Raw genomic sequence first — 25182 nt, forward strand, 5'->3', positions numbered from 1 at the left:
CAGCCCGTCACGAAAGACCCCGTCCCATGCACAAGCACTCCGCAGCACCCCGCTCCACCGCGGCCACCGCCTCCTTCCTGGTGGTCCTCGTCGCCGTCAGCGCCTGGTCGATGCTTACCTCGCTGGTCGTGCCCGTACTCCCGGTGATCCAGCACGATCTGCACACCAGCCAGAACACCATCACCTGGGTCCTCACCGCCTATCTGCTCGCGGCATCGGTCGCCACACCCATCGTGGGACGGATCGGCGACAGCCACGGCAAGAAGAAGACCCTCATCGTGGTGCTCACCCTCTTCGCGGTCGGCGTCGTCCTCGCAGCGGTGGCCACCTCCGCATGGGTGATGATCGCCGCCCGCGCCATCCAGGGCGTCGGCGGCGCGATCCTGCCGCTCGGCTTCGGCATCCTGCGCGAACGGCTCCCCGCCGAACGGGTCGGCTCCGCGGTCAGCGCCACCGCCGCCATGGTCGCCGTCGGCGGCGGCCTGGGCATCGTCCTGGCCGGACCGATCGCCTCCGCCCTGTCCTACCACTTCCTGTTCTGGCTCCCCCTCGTCCTCGTCCTCGCGGCCATCCTGGCCGCGGCCCTGGTCGTGCCGGAATCACCCGCCCCCGACCGCACCCGCCTCAACGCGGCCCCCGCCGTCACCCTCGCCGGATGGCTGGTCACACTCCTGCTCGCCGTGAGCGAAGGCGGCTCCTGGGGCTGGACCGCGCCCGCGACGCTCATCCTGCTCGCGGCGACCGTTGTGCTCTGCGCCCTGTGGATACGGTCCGAACTCCGCTCCGCCAACCCCCTCGTCGACATGCAGATGATGCGCATCCCGGCCGTATGGACCACGAACCTGGTCGCCCTGCTCTTCGGGATGTGCATGTACGCGACGCTCGGCCTGCTGCCCCAGTTCGTACAGACCCCCGCGTCGGCCGGATACGGCTTCGGAGCCACCGCCACCGCGGCCGGTCTGTACATGCTGCCCATGACCGCCGTCATGTTCGCCGCCGGACTCCTCGCGGCCCCGATGACCATCCGGTTCGGCCCCCGCGCCGTCCTCTTCGCCGGTGCCGTCCTCACCACCGCCCCGCTCGCCGTCCTCGCGTGGGCCCACGACAACCCCTGGGAGATCTACCTCGCCTCGGGCGTGCTCGGTGCCGGCATCGGCCTTGCCTACGCCGCCGCCTCCCAGATCGTCGTCACCGCGGTACCCGCACACCAGACCGGCATCGCGAGCGGCATGAACGCCAACATCCGCACCATCGGCGGCTCCATCGGCAACGCCGTCACCGCAGGAGTCGTCACCGCCCACCTGCGCACCGACGGACTGCCCACCCAGACCGGCTACACCACCGGATTCGCCGTCCTCGTCGTCGTCGGCATCGCCGCAGCCGCCGCCTCCCTGCTCATCCCACGCGGATCCGCGGCAACCCCGCAACCGGACCAGCCCTCCGCCCCCGGCACACACACCACACCCCTCCCGACCAACGCCACCCGGTAAAGGGAGGACTTGGCCGGTCGCCGGGCACGACCTGGTTACCAGGCGTGTTCGGTCAACAGGCCGACGGTCGTCAGGTAACCGTTCAAGCCGGCCGCGGGATATTCGATGATGTCATCGGGCAGCTCGTGGACGGTGAACCACTGGAGCGCCTGGCATTTCTCGGGCTCTCGGTTGACCGGCTCCCCTTCCCATTCCGTGGCTTCGAAGAAGAAGCCGATCCGCTCCATTTCCGCGTCCTGCCGATGGTGTACGACCTGAACGAGGCGTAGGTGCGCAGGATCGGTGACGACGCCCGTCTCCTCGTGGAGTTCGCGGGCGGCGCCGACGGTGAGCGGCTCACCCTTGTCGAGTTTCCCCGAGGGCAGGTGCCATCGCCCGTGGCCGTAGGGGCCTCCGCGTTGAGAGAAGAGGATCTTGTCTCCGGCGCGGAGGATGACATGAGTGTCGATGACGGGTTGAGCTGGTTCCGGGTTCATGTTCCTTGAGTGGCTGCTGGGACCGTAGTGGCCGTTGGAGCGGTCGAGATCATCGAGGCTATCGCGATTCCATGGAAGGTGCCGGCAGGTGCCGGCGACTCTTCCTGGTCAGAAGGCGTGTGAGCCCCAGGTGAGGGTGGAGAGGGTCAGGGTGTGCAGGGCCGTGCGGTCGGGCCCGGCCATTCCGGCCCACAGCGGGCCGAACCTCTTGTCCTTCGCGCCCGGCCAGGGGTGGTCGGGCGCGATCCGTGCGGCCCAGGTCCGCACGGCGAGATCGTCGTGCGGATAGACACTGAAATCTCCGGTGAAGTCCGCTGCCGCGGCAGACGCGGTCCACGGCCCGACCCGTGGGATGCCGCTCAGCGCGGTCACCAGACCGGCGGCGTCCATCCCCTGCCACTGCGCGGCGTGCCGCTCGTAGTACGCGGCGGCGGCCAGCAGGGCAGTACGGTGGAACCTGGCGCCGACGGCCGCGAACTGCCCCTCGTCGAGGGCCAGGACCTGTTCCGCGGTGGGGGCGAGGGCCAGCTCACCGTGAGGTGTGCCGACGACGGCCCCGTAGGTCTCGCACCACACGCGGTACAACTTGCGTGCCTGAGCCGCCCGTACCACCTGCCGGAGGACAGCGGTGGTGATCGCGTCCCACAGCGAAGGGTTCGTCAGACGCCGCGAGGCTCCGAGACCGTCGAGTCCTGCCCTGAGCGCGGCGGGAACCGTGTCGGGCAGACACGCGGGATCCGTGGTGACGACCGTGGGCTTCGTGTCCTCGCTTCCCCGCACGCAGGTCATGTGCGGGCCGTCCTGACTCCACGACACGACCCACACACCACCCGACGTACACACGACACGCACGTGTGTACCGTCCTCGCCCTCGTGCCAGGCAGGGTGATCGGTCGTCAGAACGGCGGCCATGGGCGCTCCTCTTGCTGTGCTGCACTTTTCGGCACCGGTAGCCTCTCGCGTCGCGGAGACGCGGCGGGCGCGGTTCCGGAAAGATCTGCCGGCGAGGTCACGCCTGGACGAAATCGCCTGCCACTCGCCCTCTCTGAAGGCAAGGCGGCTCGCCGCTTACGCCTCAGCTGAAAAAAATACATCGGGCACCGCGTCGTGACGCCTTACCGGAGAAAACTTCAAGCCAATCCGCGATCGTCCTCTGCGGTACGCCGCAGATCAGGATGATTCTTGCTGTGCAAACCCGGTGATGATCTCGCCACCTCGGCAAATACACGTGATATGCGTCACAGCCAACGCGTGACTGCCGGTTGAACATTCCTTGAAATACTCCGGACGAGAGGACCCCGCATTACCCACCGCAGCCGACCTTGTCGCAGGCATACCTGACGGTCGATTCCATCGATGAAAAAATCGGATGAGGAGAGCGGAGGAATCCTCCTGCAACGCCGCCACCGGGTTTCCGTACGCCGCGGAGTGCCGCGCCTCACGGTGGGCCGCGCCGCGAAGGCCGTCCTCGTCCCACCGTCCTTCCCGTACTGAACGGAGATTCGCATGCCAGATCTCGTCGCACTGGACTCCCCGACTTGCCATGCGGACATCGCGGATGCTCGGGGCGAGTGGGACCAGGAAGAGAGAGCGCAGTCGGACACCGTGCGGTTCTCCCTGCTCGGCCCGGTCCGGGCCTGGCGCGGTGAGACGGAGATCGCGCTCGGATCCCCCCAACAGCAGACCGTGCTGGCGGTGTTGCTGTTGAACAACGGCGCCCAGGTATCGACGGACCATCTTGTCCGTGCCGTGTGGGGCGAACACCCTCCCGTCTCCGGCGCCAGTGTCGTCCGCACCTACATCACCCGCTTACGCCAGATCCTGGGTTCCGAGAAGAGCCTCATCTGTACCCGAAGTGGCGGTTACAGCCTGGCGGTCTCGTCGGAAAGCCTGGATGTGGAGCGGTTCCGGCACCTCACCGTGCGGGCTCGTGCGGCCAAGTCGCAGGGGGCGATGGATGACGCCGCCGCCCTGCTGCGTGAGGCGCTGCGCATCTGGTCGGGAACCCCGTTGGCGGGGCAGAAGACGCCCTTCGCACAGGTCCAGCGGAACGTCCTGGACGAATGGAAGGCGCTGGCAGCCGAAGAGTGCCTGGCGATCGACATCGAGCAGGGCCGACACGCCCAGGCATCGGTGGAACTGTTCTCTCTCCTTGAGACCCACCCCCTGCGCGAGCGTCTTTCCGAACTGCTGATGCTGGCCCTGTACCGCTCCGGCCGACAGACCGAGGCCCTCGACATCTACCGTCGTACCCGCAGCGTGTTACGGCAGGAGCTGGGCGTCGAGCCCGGTCCCGCTCTGCGGACCATGCATCAGCGCATCCTGGAGGCGGACCCCTGGCTGGTCGGCTCGGACGGACGGCACAAGGAGGGCCCGGACGACCGCGCACCGGCGGCCCGGCCCGCCGACGCCCGCTCGCACGCCGTCGTACCGCCTCCCGCACCTCTGCCGGTACCTCCCGCACAACTTCCCCGAGACCCGGTGGCGTTCGTCGGACGCGAGCCGGAACTGGCACACCTGAACGCCCTGGTGTCCGAGGCCGACGACCCGAGCGGTGCCGTGACGGTCACGGCGATCAGCGGCACGGCAGGAAGCGGCAAGACCGCGCTGGCCGTCCACTGGGCACATCGGGTCGCTCACCTGTTTCCCGACGGGCAGCTCTACGTCGACCTCAAGGGCTTCAGCAACGCTCCCGCCCTCTCCCCGACCACGACACAGCAGGCATTCCTCCATGCCTTGGGCATCCATCCCGTCCGGCCTCCGGAGAGCCCGGACGAATGGACAGGGCTCTACCGCAGCGCTCTGGCCCGGCGCCGAGTACTCATCATTCTCGACAACGCGCGGGACGCCGAGCAGGTACGTACGCTCCTGCCCGCGGCGACGGGCTGCCGCACCGTCATCACCAGCCGACCCTCCCTGTCGACCCTCGTCGCCGCGGAAGGGGTCACCCCGCTGAGGCTGTGCTCGTTGGACACGGCGGCCGCGCTGGAGGTCATGACCCGACGGCTTGGCATCGAGCGGGCCTCCGCGGAGCCCGAGGCACTGGAAGAGATAGTCGACCTGTGCGGCCGTCTTCCCCTGGCCCTGGCCATCGTCGCCACCAGGGCCCAGGTGCACCCGGAGTTTCCCCTCAAGGCGATAGCCGGGGAACTGCGGTGCGCCCACGGAAGCCTCGACGCTTTCGCCGACGAGGGCGACACCGACCTCCGCGCCGCGCTGTCATGGTCCTACCGCCAGCTCAGCGCTCCGGCCGCACACCTGTTCTGCTTACTGTCGGCGCATCAGGGGCCCGACATCAGTGTGGATGTCGCCGCCGGCCTCATCGGTGACAGCCCCCGTCGGGCCCACGCGCTGTTCGTCGAGCTCTCCCGCACGCAGATGATCTGCGAGCGCACTCCCGGCCGTTACGTCCTGCACGGCCTCCTTCGCGCCTATTCCCTCGAACTCTTCGAGAAACTCGGCTCCGCGCCCGACCACTAGGTGCGGTGCGGTGCGGTTCGCCGACGCGGATCCGGACGGTCGGCCGTCGGCGGCCGGTCACCCTGCCGCGGGCGAGATCCGCGGGTGAAGGATCCGCGGACGACGAGCGGCCTCCAGCCGCTCGTCGTAGTCGGACGCGAACAGCCCGGGAACCACCTTGTCCAGCGCCCCGGCGATCCGACACCGGTCTCCTGTGCGATCCGCGTCCGTCGAGGCCGTCCGAGGGGTCAGACGGCCGTTTTCGCGGCGCTTCCGCGGACGTGCTGCTCGCGGGTCAGGTCGGCGAGGTGGCTGCGCAGTACGGCCAGCGGCGTGTCGGCGAACTGGATGCCGACCGAGAAGTTGAACTCGTCCCGCGCGCGCATGCTTTCGTCGGCGCCCTGGTCGGTCAGATCGACGTCTCCGTAGGCCAGCATCTGGTCCGCGTCGTGCCCTGCCTGGATGAGCCGCTGCCACACCGGCGTTCCCGGGTAGGGACGGAACTCGAACACCGAGGCACGGAAGGTGCCCGGCAGCCGGTCGGAGGTGTCCCACAACTGGTGGATGTGGTGCACAGTGGCGTCGAGGTCCTCGCGCTGCTCGCCGGGGTACCCGAGGATGAAATACCCCTTCACGTTGATGCCCCGGGCCATGAGCCGGCCGGCCACCGACGCGGTCATGTCGGCCGTGATGCGCTTGTCCATGGACGCCAGTACCCGGTCGCTGCCGGATTCGATGCCGAGCGCCACTTCACGCAGCCCGTTGTCGGCCAAGGTGTCGAGCATGGCATCGTCGGCGCGGTGCAGGACGTTGATACGACCTGTCGCGTCCCATACGTACCGTTCACCGATCCTGTGCGCGGTGAACGCCTCCATCGAGGGTTTGATGACGCGAGCGGCGCCGAGGAACAGGTCGTCCACGAACCGGAAGGCCGTGACACCGTACTCGGCGTTCAGTGTCTCCAGTTCCTCGATGATGCCCTCGGGCGAGCGGGTCCGGATCTTGATGTCGGGGTTGGCGGACACCGCCGCGCCGCAGAACCCGCAGTCGTACGGGCAGCCGCGGGAGCCGACGATGTTCGCCTCGATGCGGCCGTCGCCCGCCACATAGGGGTCCTGCGGAAGGAACACCCGGTCGACGAGAGGCAGGGCGTCGATGTCAGGGGAGAGCCAGCGTCCGGCGTCCCTGCCCCGGGCCAGCCCCACGACCGGGGTGCCCAGCAGCCGGTCGCGCCACATCACGCCGGGCAGCTCGCTACGGCGTGTCTCGTCGGCGAGGAGCGCGGCGACACGCGGTTCGCCCTCGCCCAGCACCAGTGCGCGCAGCCGTGCCATGCGCGGGTCGGCGAGCACACGCTCCGGCATGGCCTTGGCATGGTGGCCGCCGACCATGAGCGCGATCCCGTCGTCCAGCCCTGCGGCGATCCGCGCGGACAGTTCGTACGTGGGCGCCAGCAGGTTCATTCCGACCCAGCGGGGACGGGCGGCGTTGACGACGGCGACGGTCCGCTCGATGCCGAGCCCGTGCGCCTCGGCATCGAGTATGCCGACGTTGAATCCGGCCTGCCGGGCGTAGGTGGCGATGTAGGCCATGCCGAGCACGGGCAGCGTGTAGTCGTTCACCCTGGGACGTAAGGTGTAGTCCCGCAGCGGGGCGTTGACGAACAGAGCGTCCAGCGACCGGCCGGGGTCGGCGCCCACGATGAGGTCGGTGTCCGGCAGCGGCGTCTCGGTGTTCGTCGGTGTGGTGGTGGTCAGGGCCGGCATGGTTCCCCCAGCGGATGTGAGCCGAGTCGGTGTGTGGTGCGCTACAGACGGTTCGGGTCGGTGCGGCGTAGCCGGATGCGGGCGGCTGCGGTGGCGCACGGTGCGGGGCCTTCGGTAGCGCGATCCGCCCCCGTGAGTCGGCCGCCGGACGCAGCGCCGGTCACTGGCCCCGCCGTGGCTTCGACGGGTCCGGGTCCGGGTCGCGGAGGTCGCGGACCGGTGACAGGGCGGCGGCCTCGGCCCGCGCGGCCTCGAACCGCTCGGGGTCCACCCGGTCGCCGTCCACCAGCAGATAGGCCCCGACCGGGGTGAACAGCAGCGTGCCCGCCCCGCACTCGTGCGTGCGGACGGCGGAGGTGCCGGCGGAGGGGATACGGACCGGGCCGAGCGGCATGCCGTACCGGGTACGGGCGGCGGGAGGCTGCCCGGGGGCCGTCCGCCGGGCGCGTTCCCGCTCGGCGAGATCGTCGAGCGTTCGGGGCAGCGTCTCGGGGAGGTGGGCCAGCAGTCCGCCGCGCCGACGGGCCAGTTCCAGCAGTTCGGCCAGTTCCGGAGCGAGCCGGTACTGTTCGGCGGTCGCCGTCAGCACAGCGGGGTCCGGCATCCGCGCGGGATGCAGCAGCAGGCTCACGTCGAGCATGTCCTTGGCGTTGAAAGGCCGTTGGATCCGTTCCTCGGCGAGTGCCAGCAGGTCGGCCAGGACCTGGTCCGCGGGCAGTTCCGCCCGGATCGGCAGGGCGGCCATGTCGCCCGCGTAGCCGAAGGTGGTGATCTCCACCCGCATCTCCGGGTCCAGCAGCGGGTCGGCGGGCTCCCAGTACGGCGCCACCAGCAGGTGCGGCCCGGCGTCCACCGACCGTCCCGGTTCCTCCAGCAGGGAGAGTCCGACGCCGGACACGGTCCGCTGGGACAGTACGGTGCCGACCACCCGCCACAGGGCGGCCTCGTCCGGCACGACGAGGTCCAGGTCGTTCATGGTGCGCACCACGTCGTCGGGGTACCAGCGGCGCAGCGACGGGCCCTTCACGGGGCGGACACCAGGCTCGGCCCGTGTGCAGGAGCGCAGGATCCGCTCGTACGTCTCCGCTCTCTCCCTGGCGCGGCGCAGTTCCTCGGCCGTTCCAGGACCGGGCTCGGCGCCCTCTCGTACGGCGAGCGACAGGGCCAGCGGCGCCAGGACCGGGGCGATGCCGCGGGCCCGTCGCACCAGGGCGGACGGCGGCTCGTCCTCGTCCAGTTGCAGCAGGCCGTAGAGCGTGCGGAGGCCGAACTCGGGCAAGGGCGACGGCGGTTCGCGGGGGTACCACCAGTACTCGTAGTGTGTGCGCCAGCCGTCCGCCGTCAGCGAGCCGACCACACGGTCTCCTCGTCGGCCGGCCCAGTGGTGGATGACGTTGCCGATCAGCGGCCGCCCGGATGTCGCCGCCCGCCGGGCACAGGCCCGCACCAACGCCGCCGTGGCGGCGTGTCGTTCGGCCGGGTCCTCGATCAGGATGTCCACCAGATTCACGAACGTCGTCCCGTCCACGTCGTCCCGGGCGTCGACGAGCAGCGTGGCGTGGCCCAGCGCGACGCCGTCCTTGTGGACGATGAAGGAGCACCGGTCCGGTGCCGCCATCACCTCGGCGGCCTGTTGGAGGGCTGTGCCACGTTCCACGGGACGGCCCTGGTCGGCGGCCCCCGTCTGGAACGCGTCGGCGAGCCAGCGGGTGATGTCGGAGGTGTCACCGCCGTTCGCGGCACGCACCCGGAGCCCGTTGTCCTCGGCAGCGGTGCCCTCGGAATCGCCGTCGTCCGACTTGGCCAGGTACGTCAGCCGCCGGTTCCACCGGGGCGGCGGCGTGTGGCGGCCCGGGACACGCAGCAACACGCCGTCCGCCCCGGGGCATTCGCCGAGTACGTGGTCCGCGAAGGCCGTCAGCCGCTCCGGCGCTGTCAGCACGTCGGGATCGAGGTGCTCGACGAGATACGAGACCTCCCCGGTGAGCGCGTCGGTGTAGCGGTCGCCCACATAACCGAAGCCGCGCCAGCTGTGACGGACGCCGGCGCGCAGCGCGGCGGTGAGGAACTCGTCCAGCGCGCAGCTCATGCGGCCTCCCCGTCCGGCCGGACGACGGCGGTCAGCTCCGCGCACAGTCGCGCCGCCGCGTCCTGGATGTCGCCGCCGATGACCGCTTCCAGCGCCGCGGCGGAGCCTTTCCCGTCCGGATCCGCGGCCGCCGCCGTCTCGTCCGTCGCGATGCGCTGCGCGTACGCGGCCGGGTCCTCCGTCTCCATCAGCAGCGCGGCCACGGCCTGCCGCCGCGCGACGGCGAGGTCGTCGGGGTCCGGTCCGTGTTCGGCCAGGTCGATCAGGAGACGGCGTACGAGTGCCAGCACGGCGGGGCCGTTCGCGGCCTCGGTGCCGACCAGGATGCGCCAGGCTCCGGTGTCGCGGTAGGCCCGCGCCCAGGCGAAGAACATGTAGGCGAGCCCCTGTTCGACTCGTAGTCGCCGGTACAGCAGCGAGGCCGGGTTCGCGCCCAGCAGGTCCGCCAGAACCGTGTACGCGTGCCGCCGCTCGTCGTGGACGGCGGGCGCCCGCCCGCCCACGGAGAGCCAGCAGAAACCGTCTGCGGGCCAGTGCACCGCCGGACCGGAGACGAGCGGTTTCGGCGCGCCCGCGCCTTCCCCCGGCCAGGGCGGGTCCACCGGCGGTTCCCCCAGCGGGGAGTCCGCGAGCGCCGCACGCAGCGCCGCCAGGGGGGTGCCGCCCACGGCCGCGAGCGTCATCGGACGCCTCAGGAAACGGTCGCGGTGGACATCGAGGACCGTCCGGACGCCGGTGTCGAGCAACTCGGCGGGAGTACCGCCGACCGGTCGGCCCAGTGGATGTCCGGCGAAGATCCGGCCGAGGAACGCGTCCTGCACGACGTCACTGGGGTCGGCCGCCGCCGCTGCCAACTCCTGCAGGACGACCTTCCGTTCGCCGTCCAGCGTCTTTTCGGTCAGGACCGGCCGCAGCACCGACCGGGCGAGCAGCGCAGCGACTTCAAGAGCGTCCCGGTTGAGCACCCGGACCTCGAAGAGCATGCGGTCCAGGCCGGTGGTCGCGTTGGCGCTGCCGCCGAGCCGCTGCACGTACTCGACGAGCGAACAGCCTTGTGCCGTAGGGGCGGACATCAGGAGATGCTCCAGGAGGTGAGCGGTTCCGCCGCCCCCGGGCGGGTCATGGCGCGATCCGAAGTCCACCGCCAGGCACAGGCTGGTGGTTCGCCAGTGGTCCTCGGCACGTCCCAGCAGCGTCACTCCGCCGGTCAGTCGGTACTTCTCCACGGGTCCCGCCCCTCGTCGTCCATCGGTCTCGGTCGCCGGCACGGCACGTGCCGCCGCGGACAGGCGCTTCCGCGGCGGCACACGGATGGCACTCGGTGACTTACGCCTTGTCGCCGACCTTCACCTTGTCCAGCCGCGGGCGAAGCCCGGTCGCGTGGTTACGCTCCATCGAAATCCCCTCCTCTCCATGTCCGTTGCGGCCCGGCGGCAGGTAGCGCCGGGAGTCCGTGCGGCCGCACCGGGTGCGGCGCGTCCCGTGACAGCGGTGGGCTCACGAGGTGAACTCGATCGACCCGTCGCGCCGTCCACGCTCGACGAGCCGGTGCAGGGCGAGTACGGTCAGCGCCAGCCAGCCGCACCCCACCAGCAGCCCCAGCGCGGCGGGGCCGGCCACCGCGTCCGCCGGGGCCCCGGCCAGCAGGCGCCGTACGGCGCGCAGTTCATGGGTGAGCGGGAGGAGCTCGGCGACCGCGCGGACCGGCCCCGGCCAGAAGTCCCGCGGCACCTCGACGCCGCAGACCGCCATCATCACGAGGAACGACGCGTTGGCGGCGACATTGCGCAGCGACGGGAAGCCGAGCACGACAGTCGCCACGAAGAGCCCGAAACAGTAGGTGGACACCGAGGCACAGGCGATCAGCGGTACGGCGGCCAGTACCACGCCTGCCGACAGGCGCACCCCGAAGGGCGGCAGCAGCAGGCAGAACGCGATGAACGAAGTGGCCGTACCGCTGAGCAGCCACTGCACGCCCCGCCCCGCCAGTACCCACACCGGATTCGCCGGACCGGTCACCAGCAGGGGCAGCGTCCCTGCCCGGCGTTCCCAGGCGCTGGAGGCGACCACCATCATCGCCTCGATCGCGCACACCGCGACCGCGTTGCCGACGACCAGGAACTTCGCGTCGGCCTCGGGGCCCAGTACGGTCGCCGAGACGGCGAAGAACAGCACCTGACACACCATTCGGGCCAGCCAGCCGAAGGTCCACGACCACCAGGTGTTGATCGCCCGCAGATCCGCCAGGCCGTTGACGGCCCCGCACTGCACGGCCCGCGCGGCGGCGGGGAGAGCGTCGGGCACGATGCTCATACCAGGCCCACCGTTCCGGTGGCGCGTACCCGGGTCAAGACCACGCGGAAGGCGAGCAGAGCCACCGCGTACCAGACCAGGCCGAGCAGCACGGTGGCCGCCAGCCGCCCCGCCGGGTCGGGCACCGGCGCCTCCGCGACCGAACGGCGCAGCAGGTCGGCGGACCAAGACAGGAAGAACAGCCGACTCAGCGGACGTACCCAGTCGGGCATCGCGCTGACGGGCACGGTGAGCCCGGCGAGCAGGTAGAGCGGATAACTCAGCGCGTTCTGGAACACCCGGGCCGAGCGCGCCAGCACAAAACCCGCCGCCATCAGACAGGCCGCGCACGTCAGGGCGACCGCCGTCGCCACCGCCCCGGCGGCGAGCAAGAAGGGATGGTGGACAGGTGGCCAGGCGCCGGCCACCAGTGCCGAGGTGCACCAGCACTCGACGACGGCGGCCAGGCTGACCCCGGTGACGGCGGCGATGCGTGCGGTGGTCACCACTGCCGTCCCGGCCGGGGCCGCCACCAGCAGTTCGAGCGTGCCGTCGAAGCGGTCCTGGGCGATCAGGTCGCCGGCGGTGAGCAGCGCCATGGTCCACAGCGAGATCAACACCGGCACCACGATCGCGTAGCCCGGATTCTCCGGGCTGCCGGAGTGTTCGGCCATCGCTGTGAAGATCAGTGTGTACAAGGGAGCGGTGAACAGCGGTTGCAGGCTGCCGGGCGAACGCAACAGCAGTGTCGTCTGGAGCCGGAAGGCGGCCGGCGCGGCGGTGAACGAACCGGTCACCGGCCCACCTCCATGCCGCGTCCCCCGACGAGGTCGAGATACATCTCGGCGAGGTTCGGCCGTACGACGGCGACACGGGTGACGTCCGCGTCCACCAGCCGCCGCAGCACCTCGCGGGCACTGCGGTCGTCGTCGACGGCGATCCGCGCCACGGCGTCCGGGTGGTGTTCGACGCCCCGGACCCCGGGCAGGCGGCGCAGCTCGGCGAGGAGGGCGGCGGGGGCGTCCACGGCTTCCACCCGCTGGTGCCCCGACACCCGTTCGCCCAGGGTGCGTGGGTTGTCGGTGGCCAGTACCCGGCCGCCGTCGATGAGTGTCACCCGAGCACACAGCGCCTCGGCCTCGGCCATGTCGTGGGTGGCCAGCAGGACGGTACGCCGCTCCCGGCGCAGTTCCTCGACGATGCTCCGGAACCCGTGCGCCGCGACCGGGTCCAGGCCGGCGGTCGGCTCGTCCAGCAGCAGCACAGGAGGGTCGTGGACGATGGCCCGTGCCAGGTGCAGACGCTGCTTCATGCCCCGGGAGAACGTCTCGGCCCTGTCGTCCGCCTGGGCGGACAGGCCCACCCGGTCGAGGAGCATCGCCACTCGTGCGTCCAGGGAGCGGCCGTTCAACCCGTACAACGCACCCCAGTAACGGAGGTTCTGCCGGGCCGACAACCTGCCGTACAGTCCGCGGTCGCCGCCGAGGGAGACTCCGATCAGCGACCGTACGGCGGCGGTGCTGGTGGTCACGTCCCGGCCCATGACACTTGCGGTACCGGCGGTGGGGAGCAGCACGGTGGAAAGGACCTTGCAGAGTGTGCTCTTGCCCGCACCGTTGGGCCCGAGCAGGCCGTGCACCTCGCCCTCCGGGACATCGATGTCAACTCCGTGCAGCGCGACCTTTTCGGTGGCCTTCCGGGCGAACGTCCTGCGCAGACCCCGAGTGCTGATGGCGTTCACTCGGCCGCCACCGCCTCGCGGTCGCGTACGGAAAGGTCCAGCCCGAGCCGGTCCAGCAGCCCGGAGCGGATCACGTCGCCGGCTCCTCGGTCATAGATCGGCTGGAGTTTCTCCGGGGTTCCGTCATAACCGTCGGGGAGCAGCGCCTCGGGCATGGTGGCCAGGAGCGGGAAGTCCGAGCCCCGCCGGGTCCTCTCGGCGGTGGCGCGAGCGTGTTCGGTGTCGCGTACCTGGTTGAGCACATGGCCGCGTATCAGCCGCAGCAGTTCCGGCGCCACCAGGTGCCGTACGCCGGCCAACGCGGTGACGTGCCCGGAACGAGCCGCGTTCACCACGAGCATCACGGGCAGACCGGCGGAGACCGGGGCGAGGTGATTGGCCAGATCGTGCTCGGGATCCAGTTCACCCACCGCGCCCGCGCCCTCGATCACCAACTGGGCCGGTTCCTGACGCAGCGCCTCGTGCACCGCGTCGACACACTTCTTGTGCAGCCGGGGCGAGATGCGGTGCAGGTCGATGCTGTCCTGCCCGCGGATGGGGACGTCGCCGGCCGGAGCGCCGCACAGGAACAGTTCGCCTTCGTGCCGCCGCTGCCGGTCGGGAACCACCGTGACCGGGTTGTGCCACCACCGTGGTCGGACACGGGCGGCACCGCAGTTGTGGAGTGCTCCGCGCAGCGGGCCGGGCACGTCCGGATAGGCCGGATCATCGGGATCCACCACGGCGACGGCCTTGAAGGGCCTGACCGGAACTCCACGATCGGTGAGTGCGCGCAGGATGTGACCGGAAACGCTCGTCTTGCCGGAGCCCGCGGACACTCCGAGCACAGTGACTCCTCGCCATCGTGTGTTCAACAGCCCGCTCCTTCGCCGCCGGACGCCTCGTGGAAAAACTCTGGCACCCTGTGGCAGACACACGAGATACGGCGCATACACGTCCTGCATATTCCCTGCACACGCCACACGGGGCGGACGAGCGGGAAGCGGAACCTCGCCGGCCTGCGTCATCTCGACCACGCCTGCAAGTGCGCCCTGCAGAACCGGGCCGACCGGCACGACGTACACACCGTGCCACCCGAACGCGCTCCCGCCTCGGCGTGAGGGCCCGCATGTTCGCGGAGTCGATCGCGCAGTGGGACCGGTCCAGCTCGCCGCGGGCGCCGAGCTCGTCGAGGACCAAGTGGTGGAGCTTTGCCCACACCCGAGCCTTCGACCACTCGGCAAAGCGCCGGTGAGCCGCCGCCCTGAGGCCGCGACGGAGCCTCCGGGACCACCCGCTGCAACAACTCCCACAACTCATCCGGCACCAGCCGCTCAACGAGTGGAACCAGGACCGGCAGGCTATCGATCCACACGAGATGACGTCTGAGTCAGGGCAGCCGGATCATGCCGATCGGCACTGGCCCCTCGCTCGGGCCAGGCGGACAGCGTCCATAGCGCCTCGCGTGCCTGCCGCTTCGCTTCGGCGCGCCCGCATCGCTCTGCCTGGAGCTTCGGCGACTCCGCATGGACCCCACCGAGCGGGAGGCGGGTGCCGATGACCTCGCCGACGACTGGGCCCTGGCCGCGGTGTCTCGAACAGCAACCGCCGTGGAGTCTCACGTCTGATCGTTGGATCAGACGTGAGTTCGCGGCTGTCCGCGTCAGGTGGTCTTCACGTGGAACACCGATCGGGTGTTGGACAGTTCCCTGAAGCCCCACACGCCGTGATACCGGCCGTAGCCGCTGGAGTTGACGCCCCCGAAGGGGAGGTTCTCTTCGAGCCAGTGGACGACATGACCGTTCACCGTGACGCCCCCGGAAGTGGTGTTGTCGAGGATGTGGTCGATGAACTGCTGGTCCTCGGAGTAGATGTAGAAGCCGAGCGGCTTACCGAGCGAGTCGGAGTGCGCGAAGATCTCTTCCACGTCCGTGTAGGTCATCACGGGCAGGATGGGGCCGAAGATCTCTTCCTGGACGACGTCGGTGTCCAGGGGGGTGTCGAGCAACACCGTCGGCTCGATGGTGAGTTCGTCGTCCCAGGTGCTTCCGCCGAACGCGACCTTCGCACCGCGCTCGACCGCCTCGGTGAGATAGCCCTTCACCCGGTCGTAGTTGCGCCGGTTGACGATGCGCTGGTCCCGGTCGAGCTGGTACTCGCCGTCGACGTAGTAGGCCCGCTGGAGAGCGGCGGCGTACTTCTCGATGAAGGTGTCGCGCAGCCCCTCCGGGACCCAGACGTAGTCCACACTCAGGCAGGTCTGTCCCTGGTAGCCGGCCTTGCCGCCGACGAAGGCCCCGGCAGCGAGGTCGAGGTCGGCGGTCTCGTCGAGGATGGCCGGCGACTTGCCGCCGAGCTCGAGGGTGAACGTCGCCAGATGCCGAGAGGCGGCCTTGACTATCTCCTTGCCGACCTTGGGGCTGCCGGTCAGGAAGATGTGGTCGACCGGCAGGTCGAGCAGGACGTTGTTGAGGCTGCGCCCGTCGGCGGTGGTCTCCACGTCGTCGGCTTCGAACACGGCGACCTGGTCCGGGCCGAATACGGCTCGCACGATCTCCGCGGCGACGGTGCCGGACGCGGGCGCCATGGAACTGGTCTTCCCCAGTACCGTGTTGCCTGCGGCAACCGCCTGGATGAGCGGGGAGAAGAACATCCCGAACGGGAAGTCCCAGGTCCCGAACAGGAGGACGACCCCGCGGGGCTCGTACTTGATGTAGATCGCCTCGGCCTCCGGGGAAGTGGGGGACTTCTCGACGGTGACGGGCTCCATCCACTCCTTGAGGTGCGCGTGGACCATGTCGATGTTGCCCATTATCGTGGCGAACTCGCCCTCGTCGGTCAGCGGACGCCCGAGATCTTGGTGAATGGCCTCGATGATGTCCGTCTTGCGGCGCTGGATTTCGGCTCGGAGATTCTCGAGCAGTTCGATGCGCTGCTCGGCGGTGGTGGCGCGCATGGCCCGCCGTCCGGCGCGGAGGGCCTGGAACGCCGCCTGGATCTGGACGGTCTCGATCATTCGCTTGGTACTTTCTGTGTGCTCTGGTTGCTGACAGTGATGTGAGCTGATGCCCGGCTCCGCCCTCGCCTGTCACTGGGTTCCGGCGGCGGAGCGAGGTGGACGGTCGGAACCGGCTCGTTCGGAGACCGAACACTGTCGTTCGATCTCGGCTAGGACCGTCCGGGAGTCACTCCGGACGGTCATGGTTCCTCGCCATCCATCGTGGCCATCCATCGTGGTGTTTCGTGTCGGGCCGTTGTTCAGAAGATGCGTTCGGCGTGGGTGAGGAAGAGGAAGGAATCGGGTGTGGCGCGGAGGTCTTCGAAGGCGGTGGGGTGGGTGGTCACGGCATGTTCGAAGGCGGTGAGGGAGGGCCAGTAGAACTGGCGTACGGCCGCGATGTCGGAGGTGGGGTCGACGCTGCGGTTGATGACCTGGCGGAAGGCGTCGAGGGAGTGGGAGACCTTCAGGGACTCCTCGCGGCTCCAGTGGGCGGAGTGGTCGCGGACGAACTGCCACAGGGCGATGTAGGTGGGGGCGTCCTTGTCGGACCAGTACAGGTCGCCGGCCGGGGCGTCGGGGGCGATGTCACCGCGGTTGGTGTGGATCACCTGCTCGGTCGTGATGGTGATCAGGTGCTTGGACTGGTCGACGAACTCCGGCTCGTCGGGGCCCACGTGGTTGACGTACTGCGGGTCGGTGGCCAGGCCCTGGTTCGAGGCGAGGCTGTCGAACCAGCATTCGGCGATGCCCCGGTAGGTCGAGTCGGAGTCGGTGAAGACATCGCTGGTGATGCGGTGGTTCTGGACGTAGTGCCGGATGGGGCGGATGTCACGGACGAGGGTCGCGTGGGGGTGGCGCCAGTGGTCGTGGAATTCCTGGACGCCGATGTCGGCGCGCGGGTGCGCCAGCTGCACCATCTTCACGGTGGTGTCGGCCGCAGTCATGGAATGACTCTCCCTTGGGGGTGTTCATCGGGTCTCTTCCATAACAGCGGCGGCATCCCCGGCCCGGAAGGACATAGCAGGCTCTGCCAAACCGGTACTGCCAGTACCAGCTAAGCCATCGCCCACCCACCACCCCATACGGGAATATGGGGCAATGACCATGCCCGACACTCTTCGCGAGTTCCTCACCTCGCGCCGTGCGGCCCTTGAGCCGGCTGACGTCGGATTGCCTCCTTCGCCGACGCCCCGACGGGGCAAGGGGCTGCGCCGGGAGGAGGTCGCCGTGCTCGCGGGAGTGAGCGTCGACTACTACGCCCGCCTTGAGCAAGGGCGTGTCGGCCATGTCTCGGATCAAGTGCTGACAGCGATCGAGGACGCCCTGCGCCTGGACGACTACGAGCGCCAGCATCTGCGTGCCCTGGTGGAGCCGCGTCCGAGCCGGCCACGGCGCAGCCGGCCCGAGAAGATCAGCGTTCGCGTGGGCCTGCGTACCCTTATCGAGGCCATGGACCCCACCCCCGCGATTTTGCAGGGGCCTCGGTTCGAGGTGCTTGCCTGGAACCGGGCGGCCGCGGCCCTTTTGACCGACTTCGGGGCGATGCCGGTGGCGGATCGCAATATCGCCCGGTGGTTGTTCCTCGATCCGGAGGCGCGTATCCGGTATCCGCAGTGGGACGAGGTCGCGAGGGGCATCGTGGCCTCCTTGCGTGCGGCCCGTGACCCGCGCGTGCCGGACCCGGCGCTCGAGCGCCTGGTCGGGGAGCTCTCCGTCGCTTCGGAGGAATTCGCGCGTTTCTGGGCGGACTATCGCCTCTACAAGCACGGCCACGGCACCAAGGAGATCTACCACGAGTCTGTCGGGAATATCACCGTGAACTTCGAGACATTCCTGATCGACCGCTCGGAAGGGCAGTTCATCTCGGCGTACACCGTCAACGTCGGCTCACCTTCGGAGGAGCGTCTCAAGCTTTTGATGAGCTGGGACGCGACCGTCGGCGCATCGGATGCCACTCGTCGGTGAAACGAGTGTCCGGGCGATGTCCCATTGAAGTAAAAAGAGGGGGACCGGCTCGCGGGTGCAAGCCGGCCCTTTGTTCATGTGGACATCTGAATCGTTGTCCATGCGGACGGGGAAATTGGCATGCGCGAGGCGTCGGGCGTACTCGATTCCCTCGTCCCGCAGCGGATCGAATTGACAAACACTCACGTAGGCGGGCGGGAGACCCACGAGGTCATCCGCCCGTGCCGGCGCGGCATACGCAGTGACGTCGGCCGACCCCGCCGTCTCGCCGAGATGGGCCGACCAACTGGCTTCCGCGTTCGGCCTGTTCCACACCGGGGTGTCGGCTGGGCGAGCATCGACGGCGTCTCAACACGATCGTCGAGTTCGGAGATGCTCAGGAACTGGAAGGCGAGTCGGGGTCCGCCGCGGTCCCGGGCCATGAGGGTGACGACGGCGGCGAGTCCTCCGCCCGCGCTCTCGCCGTGGACGGCGATTCGGGCTGGGTCAATGGCCGGCTCGTCGGTCGAGGCCGCGAGCCAGGTGAGGACTGCGTAGCAGTCCTGCACGGCTGCGGGGTAGGGATGTTCCGGTGCGAGCCGGTAGTCGACCGAGACGACCACGGCTGCTCGCCAGTGCTGCCGCGGCGGCATGGTCGGTGTCGAGGCCGCCGGTGACGAATCCACCGCCGTGGATCTTCAGGATGCCGGGCAACGGCTGCGAGGCATGCCGCGGTCGGTAGATCCGGATGTCGACGTCGGGGGCCGCGTCGGGCTCGGGTACGCGGCGCTCCTCGACGGTGAGGTCGTGGAGGGGCGGAGCCGGCAGCTCCGACAGAATCGCGTGTTCCGTGGCGCGTGCCGTTTCGGGGTCGTGGACATCGATGGCGGGCAGCACCGCAAGGGCGGGGGTGAGTGGGGGGTCGATGGAACATGTCATGGCTGGTTCCCAGGCCCGTGCTCGGGTCAGCCCAGGAAGGTGGATCGGGCGAGTTCGGTGTCCATGTACTCCTTGATCTCGACGATCTCGCCGTCGCGGACCCGGATCAGGAACATGTACTGGTTCTGGTAGGTCTTGCCGTTGGTGAAGCGGGCGTCGGTGGAGGCTTCGATCGCCACGAGGTCACCCTGGGCGATGGTGCGGTGGATCGTGGTGGGCAGGGTGCCGGTCACACTGAGGTCGGCCATGCCGGCGACGGCGGTGGTGACTTCCGCCTTGGTGCGGCTTCCGGAGACTCCGGGGACGGAGCCTGCCGCCCACCAGGTCGCGTCGTCGGCGAGCAGGGAGACGATCTTGTCGACGTCGCCCGCGGTGAAGGCGTCGAGGAGGCTGAGGGCGACCTGGGTGTTGGTCTCGGTGATGGACATGGGCTGCTTCCTTGTCGGTCTATGCCGGAGGGGTGGTCGGGGTCAGGCGACGCTGGCGAGACGGCCGCCGTCCACGGAGAGGACGACGCCGTGGATGTAACTGGCGGCGTCGCCGGCCAGGAACAGCGCCGCCTCGGCGATCTCCTCGGGCTGACCGTGCCGGCCCGCGGGTGAGCGGCGCATGAGTTCCTGGGCGTGCGGGTCGGCCACCACGGCCGCGGCCATGGGGGTCTCGATGAGGCCGGGGGCGATGACGTTGGTGCGGATTCCCCGTGGGCCGTAGTCGACGGCCAGTTGGCGGCCGTAGCCGACCACGGCGTGCTTGGAGGCGGTGTAGGCGGCCCCGCCTCCACCGCCGATCAGGCCGGCGTTGGAGGCGACGATGACGATGGCGCCGGACCCTCGCTCGATCATCTGGGGCAGTACGGCATTGGTGGTGTGGAACAGGCCTCCGAGGTTGACCGCGAAGACCTGGCTCCAGCGCTCGACGCCGACTTCGTGGGACGGCAGTCCGCCGTCGAACATGCCGGCGGTGTAGCCGAGCACGTCGATGCGGCCGAATCGGCCGAGCGCCGCCTCGACGGCGGCCTGCGCCGAGGCCGGCTCGGCGAGGTCGGCGTGGAACGCGCCGGCGGTGCCGCCGGCGGCCTCGATCTCGGCCACGACCTTCTCGGCCGCCGCGGTGTCGCGGTCGACGACGGCGACACGGGCGCCGGCGCGGGCGAAGCGGATCGCTTCCGCCCGGCCGATGCCGGAGGCCGCACCGGTGACGTAGGCCACCTTGTTCTCGAGTTCCATGACGGTGCTCCTTGTTGAGGGGATGCGGTTCGGGTGGGGCGGGGGTCAGGGGAGGAGGACGATCTTGCCCCGGAGGCCGCCCGCTGCCAGCCGTTCGTGTGCGCGGCGGGCCTCGGTCAGCGGGTAGGTCTCGGCGACGCGGAGGGTGAGGCGCCCCGCGGCGGCATGGTCGGCCAGGGTCGAGAGCCGGGCGCCGTCGCCCGCTGCCAGCACGACGCGTCGGCGGACGCCGCGGCCCGGGGCGGGCAGGAACTCGGGTCTCGGGTCGGTGGTGACGTACGAGCCGCCGTCCTTGACCGCCTCGATCACCCGGCTGCCGAGCGAGGCGGCGTCCAGCACGCCGTCGACGCGGCCGGGGCAGATCTCCAGGACGGCGTCGGCGGGGTGCTCACCGGATGCGACGAAACGATCCGCGCCGAGCTGATCCACCACCGTCTCCTCCGTGCCGGGAAGGTCGAGACCGATCACCCGCATTCCCTGGGCCTTGGCGAGCTGGACGGCGTATCCGCCCACGGCGCCGGCCGCACCGGCGACCAGAACGGTGGAGCCTGCCGACAGCGCCAGGAGATCGAGCCCCTGGGAGGCGGTGAGACCGGGCAGCGGGATGGTGGCCGCGGCGGTGAGGTCGATCCCGTCCGGTGCCGGGGCAACGGCGTTGGCCGGCGCGACGACGTACTCGGCCTGCGCGCCGTGGGTCAGTACCGGCCCCTGGACGTAGCCGATGACGGCGTCGCCCGGGGCGTGGTTCGCCATCGGCCCGACCGCGTCGACGACGCCGGAGAACTCCCACCCGAGCGCCAGGTGACCGCCGTCCGCGGGCCGGCCGAAGACACCACTCCAGACACCGGCGTCGACGGGGTTGAGCGTCGCGGCGTGTACCCGGACGCGTACCTGGGCCAGTCCCGGCTCGGGCCGTTCGACCTCGATCACCTCGACGCTGTCCGGGCCACCGGCTCGGCGGACCACGACGGCCCGCATCCTCTGCTGGATCACCACTGTTCTCCCTCGGTTTCGTCTGGGATCCGGCAGCGAGCCGGAACCGTTGCAAGCCTAGGAAGAGTTACGTTCCAGAGGAAAGTAGGCACTTTTGGGTTCGTAGCGCACCCATGATGGAATGGTGTTATCGGCGAGAGGAGACCACGATGCCGACCACGACCCCGCGTCGATCCGCCACGGAGCCCGCGCTCTTCCGTGCCTGCCCGGCGGTCGCCCTGCTCAACAACGTCAGCAACCGGTGGGTCACACAGGTCATCGGCGCTCTCGGCATGCGAGGCTCTTTGAGGTACGGCGAGCTCAGCCGCGAGATCCCGGACGTGAGCCAGAAGATGCTCACCCAGACCCTCCGCGGCCTGGAGCGTGACGGCATGCTGACCCGCACCGTCACGCCCACCGTGCCGGTACGTGTCGACTACGAACTCAGCGCCCTGGGCCTGGAGCTCTACGAGCTGCTCCTCCAGGTCAAGAAGTGGGCCGAGGCCAATGTCGAGCGCGTGGACCGCGCACGGGAGGAGTACGACAGCGCGCAGTAGAGCAGCGGAGGAGCCGTGTCCCGGCAAGGGCCAGGTCTGCGGCGCGGAACGCTGTCCTGACCGGGTGAGCGAGCCGGGAGTGCATCGTCGCCGGGGTGGCGGGGGCGTTTTCCGAGGTCTACGAGCCGGGGGCGCCCTCGGTCCAAGGACCCGACGATACTGTTGTCCTACGCCCGAACCGCCGCGCTCCCGAACGCGGCGGAGTCGCGGATCGCGGTATTCACGCCTGTGGTGCTCGGCGACCGTCGCTGGGGGAGCCTCGGTGTGCTGCGACGTTCCGCCCAGCCCTTCGGCCCGGTGGTGCTGGCCTACTTCCAGTCCATGGCGGCCGTCTACGCGGCGAGTCTGACGAACACCGTCCGGTAGTCCTTCGCGTCGTCGGCCCGACGTGCCGACGACAGGCATCCATGGCCGGCTCGCCGCTCCTGGCCGGTCGGGACACGACGAGTGCTCCGACGTGAAGGAGATTCCGTGACGGTCGCCCCTGCGCGTGATCACGTACGGGAAGCGCTCAGATTACTACAGCGCTAGATAGTGCAGTACTGTAGTAGATGTGATGAGTGACGAGGAGCGTGACTGGCTCAGCCCGGACGAGCTGCGGATCTTCCGCGCCTTCAATCGCGCATGGGAAGCCGTCTCGGCCCGCCTGGACGCCGACCTCGAGCGGAAGACGGGCCTGCCCCGCACCTACTTCGACATCCTGTGGCGGCTGCGCAGGGCGCCCGGCCGAGCTCTGCGCATGAGCCGCCTGGCGGAGATCACCCACTCCAAGTCCAGCCGGATCACTCACGCGGTCGGCCGCCTGGAGGCGGACGGCCTGGTGCGCCGCGAAGTTCCCGAAGGGGATCGACGAGGGTGGCTGGCCGTTCTGACCGACGAAGGTCTCGCTCGGGCCGAGCAGGCGGCACCCGTATACGCGTGCAGCGTCCGCGACCACGTCCTGGCCCCGCTGAGCGAGGAGGCACGTGACCAGCTCACCGCGATCGGCGAAACACTCCTCGCCCACCTGGACTCGGAGGCGCTGCACGTCGCGGGAGGCAAGGAACAGTAACGGTGGCCACTGCGGTGAGCCGTCGGACCGTCTCGGCGCGGTCCTGCACGCCTTTTCGCACGGCGGCCTCGGCCTCGCCCTGTCTCGCCCTGCGAGAAGGCGGAGCCGTGGGCTGGGCCGGATCACCTTCGGCGCCCCCGTGGTGCGTAGACGGTCGCTGCCGTTGACAGCTCCGGGTGAAATCTATTTGAATGAATTTCACAGAGGGAGCTCGCTGGACTGCCAGCCGTCTTTCCTGAGCCGCAGAGAAAGCGCCGTGAACGCCGATGCACGCACATTCACACCCTTGCCCCGCGCACCCCGCAGAACCCAAGTGGCCGCACTCCGCGGGAGGGAAGCGCCGGTGCGCCACGCTCCCGGAGGAGCGAACGGACCGTGCCTGCCGGGAGAAGGGCACAAGCTGATGTCGGCCACGTCGACCCCGCAGGACGTGTTCGTCCGGCTGGCCTGCTTCGCGGCAGCCCTGAGCCTCGTCACGGGGCTTCTCCTGCTCGCGATCCGCTCGGCGGACACCGACATGACCTCCGACGCAATGGCGCGCAGGCTGAACTGGTGGCGTGCACACGGCCGCACGGTGTTGCTGAGCGGACTCGCCCTGCTCCTCGCCTCCGTCGCGATCCTCGTGACCTCCCGGCACTGACCCCTGCCCTGCGGCACGGTTGCCGGCCGTTGGCGAGCGTCGCGACCGCCCGCGGACGAGGAGCCGTGGACGCTCCGTGTCCAGCACGCCGCCCTCCGACCTCATACGCAGTCCTTCAAGGCGCGCGGTGCCAGGTGGCACCTCGCTGAACGGCGCGCCCCGGCCCCATCGGATGGAGCCCACACATGCCGCACCCGCAACAGGGCGGGAGCCCGGATGCCTGTGCACCGCCCGGATCGCCTTCGGGGGCGGGCACACGCAGGCTCCCCCCGAGCCCGCGACCGCCCACCGGATTCTCGATCGCTCTGCTTGGACCGGCGTTCGTGGCCGCAGTCGCCTACGTCGATCCAGGGAACTTCGCGGCCAACGTCCAGGCAGGAGTCACCTTCGGCCCGCTGCTGCTGTGGGTGGTCGTGGCGGCCAACCTCGTCGCGATGCTCGTGCAGTACCTCTCCGCCAAACTCGGATCGGCGACCGGGGAGAGTCTGCCGCAGCTCTGCCGCCGACACTACCCGCGGCCGGTGGTGATCGGGCTGTGGCTCCAGGCCGAGGCCGTCGTGATAATGACCGACCTGGCCGAAGTGATCGGCGGGGCCATCGCCTTGAACATCCTGTTCGGTCTGCCCCTGCCCGTCGGCGGTGCCGTCACCGCCGTCGTCTCACTCGCCCTGCTCCCGATGCGCGGCAGAGGCAGGCGCAGGTTCGAACTCCTGATGACCCTCTCACTGACCCTGCTGCTCGGCGTGTTCCTCAGCCAAGTCGTCGCCGCCGACGGCGTAGCCCGCTCCGTAGTCGGCCTCGTACCCCACCTGCGCGGGGGCGACAGCCTGGTGATGGCCGGCAGCATCGTGGGAGCCACGGTCATGCCGCACGTGGTCTACCTCCACTCCGCTCTCACCAGCGAACAACGGCATGCCCTCGCGGCAGTCGAGGACAGGGAAGGACAAGGAACGGAAACCGGCGTGGAGGCGTCGCACCGACGGATGCTGCGCCACGTGCGCGCCGACGTGCTCATCGCGCTGGCGGTGGCCGGAGCGGTCAACGCCGCCCTCCTCATCACGGCCGCCACTTCCCTGTACGGAAAGGCGCCCGCTGCGGGGGACTCGTTGAATGCGGCCTACGAGGCGTACGGCCGACTGGTCGGACCGGCCGCGGCAGCGGCGTTCGCCGTGGCGCTGCTGGTGTCCGGCCTCGCCGGCACGAGCGTCGGAGCGTACACGGGGCAGATCGTGATGGGCGGTTTCCTGCGACGCGGCGTCCCCGTTCTTCTGAGGCGGGTCGTGACACTGGTGCCCGCCTTGGCGGTGCTCCTCAGTGGCATGAGCCCGACTGAAGCGCTGGTATTGAGTCAGGTGGTGCTCTCTTTCGGGATTCCCTTCGTCCTGCTGCCCCTCATTCTCTTCACCCGGGACAAGGCGCTGATGGGCCGCTGGGCGAACCGCCCGACCACCACGGCCTGTGCGGTCCTCGCCGCCGGCTTGGTCATCGTGCTCAACGTGTGGCTGCTGGCCCAACTGGTCCTCTGAACTGCTCGATCGGACGTGAGATCCGGACGTGAGC

The 25182-nt window shown here is 69.7% G+C and carries 23 protein-coding genes and 3 pseudogenes; 8 read left to right on the plus strand and 18 right to left on the minus strand.

Translation table 11 applies throughout. The annotated features are described in order from the left end of the window. The first annotated feature begins 26 nt into the window (after nt 1-26). Nucleotides 27-1490, plus strand: coding sequence for an MFS transporter (locus tag AB0F77_RS22250; RefSeq protein ID WP_361951243.1), 1464 nt, complete (start codon nt 27-29; stop codon nt 1488-1490). A 35-nt stretch (nt 1491-1525) separates the two neighbouring features. On the opposite strand, the gene AB0F77_RS22255 is transcribed toward AB0F77_RS22250, so the two are convergent. Together AB0F77_RS22255 and AB0F77_RS22260 are read right to left on the minus strand one after the other, a co-directional pair. After that, complete coding sequence (locus tag AB0F77_RS22255; protein ID WP_361951246.1) at nt 1526-1966, minus strand: NUDIX domain-containing protein; 441 nt, start codon at nt 1964-1966, stop codon at nt 1526-1528. Between the two features lie 108 nt (nt 1967-2074). Beyond that, complete coding sequence (locus tag AB0F77_RS22260) at nt 2075-2782, minus strand: hypothetical protein (protein ID WP_361951249.1); 708 nt, start codon at nt 2780-2782, stop codon at nt 2075-2077. 690 nt (nt 2783-3472) lie between these two features. Between AB0F77_RS22260 and AB0F77_RS22265 the strand changes: the two genes are divergently transcribed. After that, complete coding sequence (locus tag AB0F77_RS22265) at nt 3473-5446, plus strand: BTAD domain-containing putative transcriptional regulator (protein WP_361951252.1); 1974 nt, start codon at nt 3473-3475, stop codon at nt 5444-5446. 227 nt (nt 5447-5673) lie between these two features. Here AB0F77_RS22265 and AB0F77_RS22270 read toward each other — a convergent pair whose 3' ends face one another. The 10 genes and pseudogenes from AB0F77_RS22270 to AB0F77_RS22315 form a co-directional block, all read right to left on the minus strand. Then, nucleotides 5674-7191 carry a radical SAM protein gene (locus tag AB0F77_RS22270; RefSeq protein ID WP_361951255.1) on the minus strand — a complete coding sequence of 506 codons (1518 nt, stop codon included), beginning with the start codon at nt 7189-7191 and terminating at the stop codon, nt 5674-5676. Between the two features lie 160 nt (nt 7192-7351). Beyond that, nucleotides 7352-9280 carry a hypothetical protein gene (locus AB0F77_RS22275; RefSeq protein ID WP_361951258.1) on the minus strand — a complete coding sequence of 643 codons (1929 nt, stop codon included), beginning with the start codon at nt 9278-9280 and terminating at the stop codon, nt 7352-7354. Continuing rightward, complete coding sequence (locus tag AB0F77_RS22280) at nt 9277-10506, minus strand: pitrilysin family protein (protein WP_361951260.1); 1230 nt, start codon at nt 10504-10506, stop codon at nt 9277-9279. Before AB0F77_RS22280 ends, AB0F77_RS22275 begins: the two co-directional genes overlap by 4 nt. 271 nt (nt 10507-10777) lie before the next feature. After that, nucleotides 10778-11593 carry an ABC transporter permease gene (locus tag AB0F77_RS22285; RefSeq protein ID WP_361951263.1) on the minus strand — a complete coding sequence of 272 codons (816 nt, stop codon included), beginning with the start codon at nt 11591-11593 and terminating at the stop codon, nt 10778-10780. Continuing rightward, nucleotides 11590-12369: an ABC transporter permease gene (locus AB0F77_RS22290; RefSeq protein ID WP_361951266.1), complete on the minus strand. Its 780-nt coding sequence runs from the start codon at nt 12367-12369 to the stop codon at nt 11590-11592. The genes AB0F77_RS22285 and AB0F77_RS22290 overlap by 4 nt, the downstream gene beginning before the upstream one ends. Then, nucleotides 12366-13313: an ABC transporter ATP-binding protein gene (locus tag AB0F77_RS22295; RefSeq protein WP_361951269.1), complete on the minus strand. Its 948-nt coding sequence runs from the start codon at nt 13311-13313 to the stop codon at nt 12366-12368. Before AB0F77_RS22295 ends, AB0F77_RS22290 begins: the two co-directional genes overlap by 4 nt. After that, on the minus strand, nt 13310-14140 hold the full coding sequence (locus tag AB0F77_RS22300; RefSeq protein WP_361951611.1) for a hypothetical protein: 831 nt from the start codon (nt 14138-14140) through the stop codon (nt 13310-13312). The genes AB0F77_RS22295 and AB0F77_RS22300 overlap by 4 nt, the downstream gene beginning before the upstream one ends. 271 nt (nt 14141-14411) lie before the next feature. Continuing rightward, nucleotides 14412-14652, minus strand: a pseudogene (locus AB0F77_RS22305) (IS5/IS1182 family transposase); the annotation flags it as partial. 303 nt (nt 14653-14955) lie between these two features. Next, a complete protein-coding gene (locus tag AB0F77_RS22310) occupies nt 14956-16308 on the minus strand; it encodes an aldehyde dehydrogenase family protein (protein ID WP_361951272.1) in 1353 nt (450 codons plus the stop codon). A 242-nt stretch (nt 16309-16550) separates the two neighbouring features. Next, nucleotides 16551-17237, minus strand: a complete 687-nt coding sequence (locus tag AB0F77_RS22315) for an EthD domain-containing protein (RefSeq protein WP_361951275.1) — start codon at nt 17235-17237, stop codon at nt 16551-16553. Between the two features lie 154 nt (nt 17238-17391). Here AB0F77_RS22315 and AB0F77_RS22320 point away from each other — a divergent pair, with 154 nt between their 5' ends. Further along, the gene (locus AB0F77_RS22320; RefSeq protein WP_361951278.1) at nt 17392-18258 is read left to right on the plus strand and encodes a helix-turn-helix transcriptional regulator; all 867 of its coding nucleotides are present in this window, start codon (nt 17392-17394) and stop codon (nt 18256-18258) included. Here the strand turns inward: AB0F77_RS22320 and AB0F77_RS22325 are convergent. From AB0F77_RS22325 to AB0F77_RS22350, 6 genes and pseudogenes are all read right to left on the minus strand, one after another. Beyond that, nucleotides 18181-18576: pseudogene (locus AB0F77_RS22325) on the minus strand (alpha/beta hydrolase fold domain-containing protein); the annotation flags it as partial. The gene AB0F77_RS22320 and the pseudogene AB0F77_RS22325 sit on opposite strands and share 78 nt — an antisense overlap. A gap of 74 nt (nt 18577-18650) precedes the next feature. Continuing rightward, nucleotides 18651-18806 (minus strand): annotated as a pseudogene (locus AB0F77_RS22330) (alpha/beta hydrolase fold domain-containing protein); the annotation flags it as partial. Then, nucleotides 18745-19176, minus strand: coding sequence for a hypothetical protein (locus tag AB0F77_RS22335; protein ID WP_361951613.1), 432 nt, complete (start codon nt 19174-19176; stop codon nt 18745-18747). The pseudogene AB0F77_RS22330 and the gene AB0F77_RS22335, both read right to left, overlap by 62 nt. Nucleotides 19177-19202: 26 nt before the next feature. Continuing rightward, nucleotides 19203-19604: a nuclear transport factor 2 family protein gene (locus AB0F77_RS22340; RefSeq protein WP_361951281.1), complete on the minus strand. Its 402-nt coding sequence runs from the start codon at nt 19602-19604 to the stop codon at nt 19203-19205. Between the two features lie 42 nt (nt 19605-19646). Next, complete coding sequence (locus AB0F77_RS22345) at nt 19647-20402, minus strand: glucose 1-dehydrogenase (protein ID WP_361951283.1); 756 nt, start codon at nt 20400-20402, stop codon at nt 19647-19649. Between the two features lie 45 nt (nt 20403-20447). Continuing rightward, the gene (locus tag AB0F77_RS22350) at nt 20448-21395 is read right to left on the minus strand and encodes an NADP-dependent oxidoreductase (RefSeq protein WP_361951286.1); all 948 of its coding nucleotides are present in this window, start codon (nt 21393-21395) and stop codon (nt 20448-20450) included. 149 nt (nt 21396-21544) lie between these two features. Between AB0F77_RS22350 and AB0F77_RS22355 the strand changes: the two genes are divergently transcribed. The 5 genes from AB0F77_RS22355 (at nt 21545) to AB0F77_RS22375 (ending at nt 25148) form a co-directional block, all read left to right on the plus strand. Next, complete coding sequence (locus AB0F77_RS22355) at nt 21545-21931, plus strand: helix-turn-helix domain-containing protein (protein WP_361951289.1); 387 nt, start codon at nt 21545-21547, stop codon at nt 21929-21931. A 162-nt stretch (nt 21932-22093) separates the two neighbouring features. After that, a complete protein-coding gene (locus tag AB0F77_RS22360) occupies nt 22094-22297 on the plus strand; it encodes a hypothetical protein (RefSeq protein ID WP_361951292.1) in 204 nt (67 codons plus the stop codon). Between the two features lie 190 nt (nt 22298-22487). Beyond that, on the plus strand, nt 22488-22982 hold the full coding sequence (locus AB0F77_RS22365) for a MarR family transcriptional regulator (RefSeq protein WP_361951295.1): 495 nt from the start codon (nt 22488-22490) through the stop codon (nt 22980-22982). 403 nt (nt 22983-23385) lie between these two features. Further along, nucleotides 23386-23622 (plus strand): hypothetical protein, encoded by a 237-nt coding sequence (locus AB0F77_RS22370; protein ID WP_361951298.1) that lies wholly within the window; start codon nt 23386-23388, stop codon nt 23620-23622. Between the two features lie 305 nt (nt 23623-23927). Beyond that, a complete protein-coding gene (locus AB0F77_RS22375; RefSeq protein WP_361951591.1) occupies nt 23928-25148 on the plus strand; it encodes an Nramp family divalent metal transporter in 1221 nt (406 codons plus the stop codon). Nucleotides 25149-25182: the final 34 nt, after the last annotated feature.

The sequence above is a fragment of the Streptomyces sp. NPDC026672 genome (genome assembly GCF_040638185.1).
Taxonomy (GTDB): Bacteria; Actinomycetota; Actinomycetes; order Streptomycetales; family Streptomycetaceae; genus Streptomyces.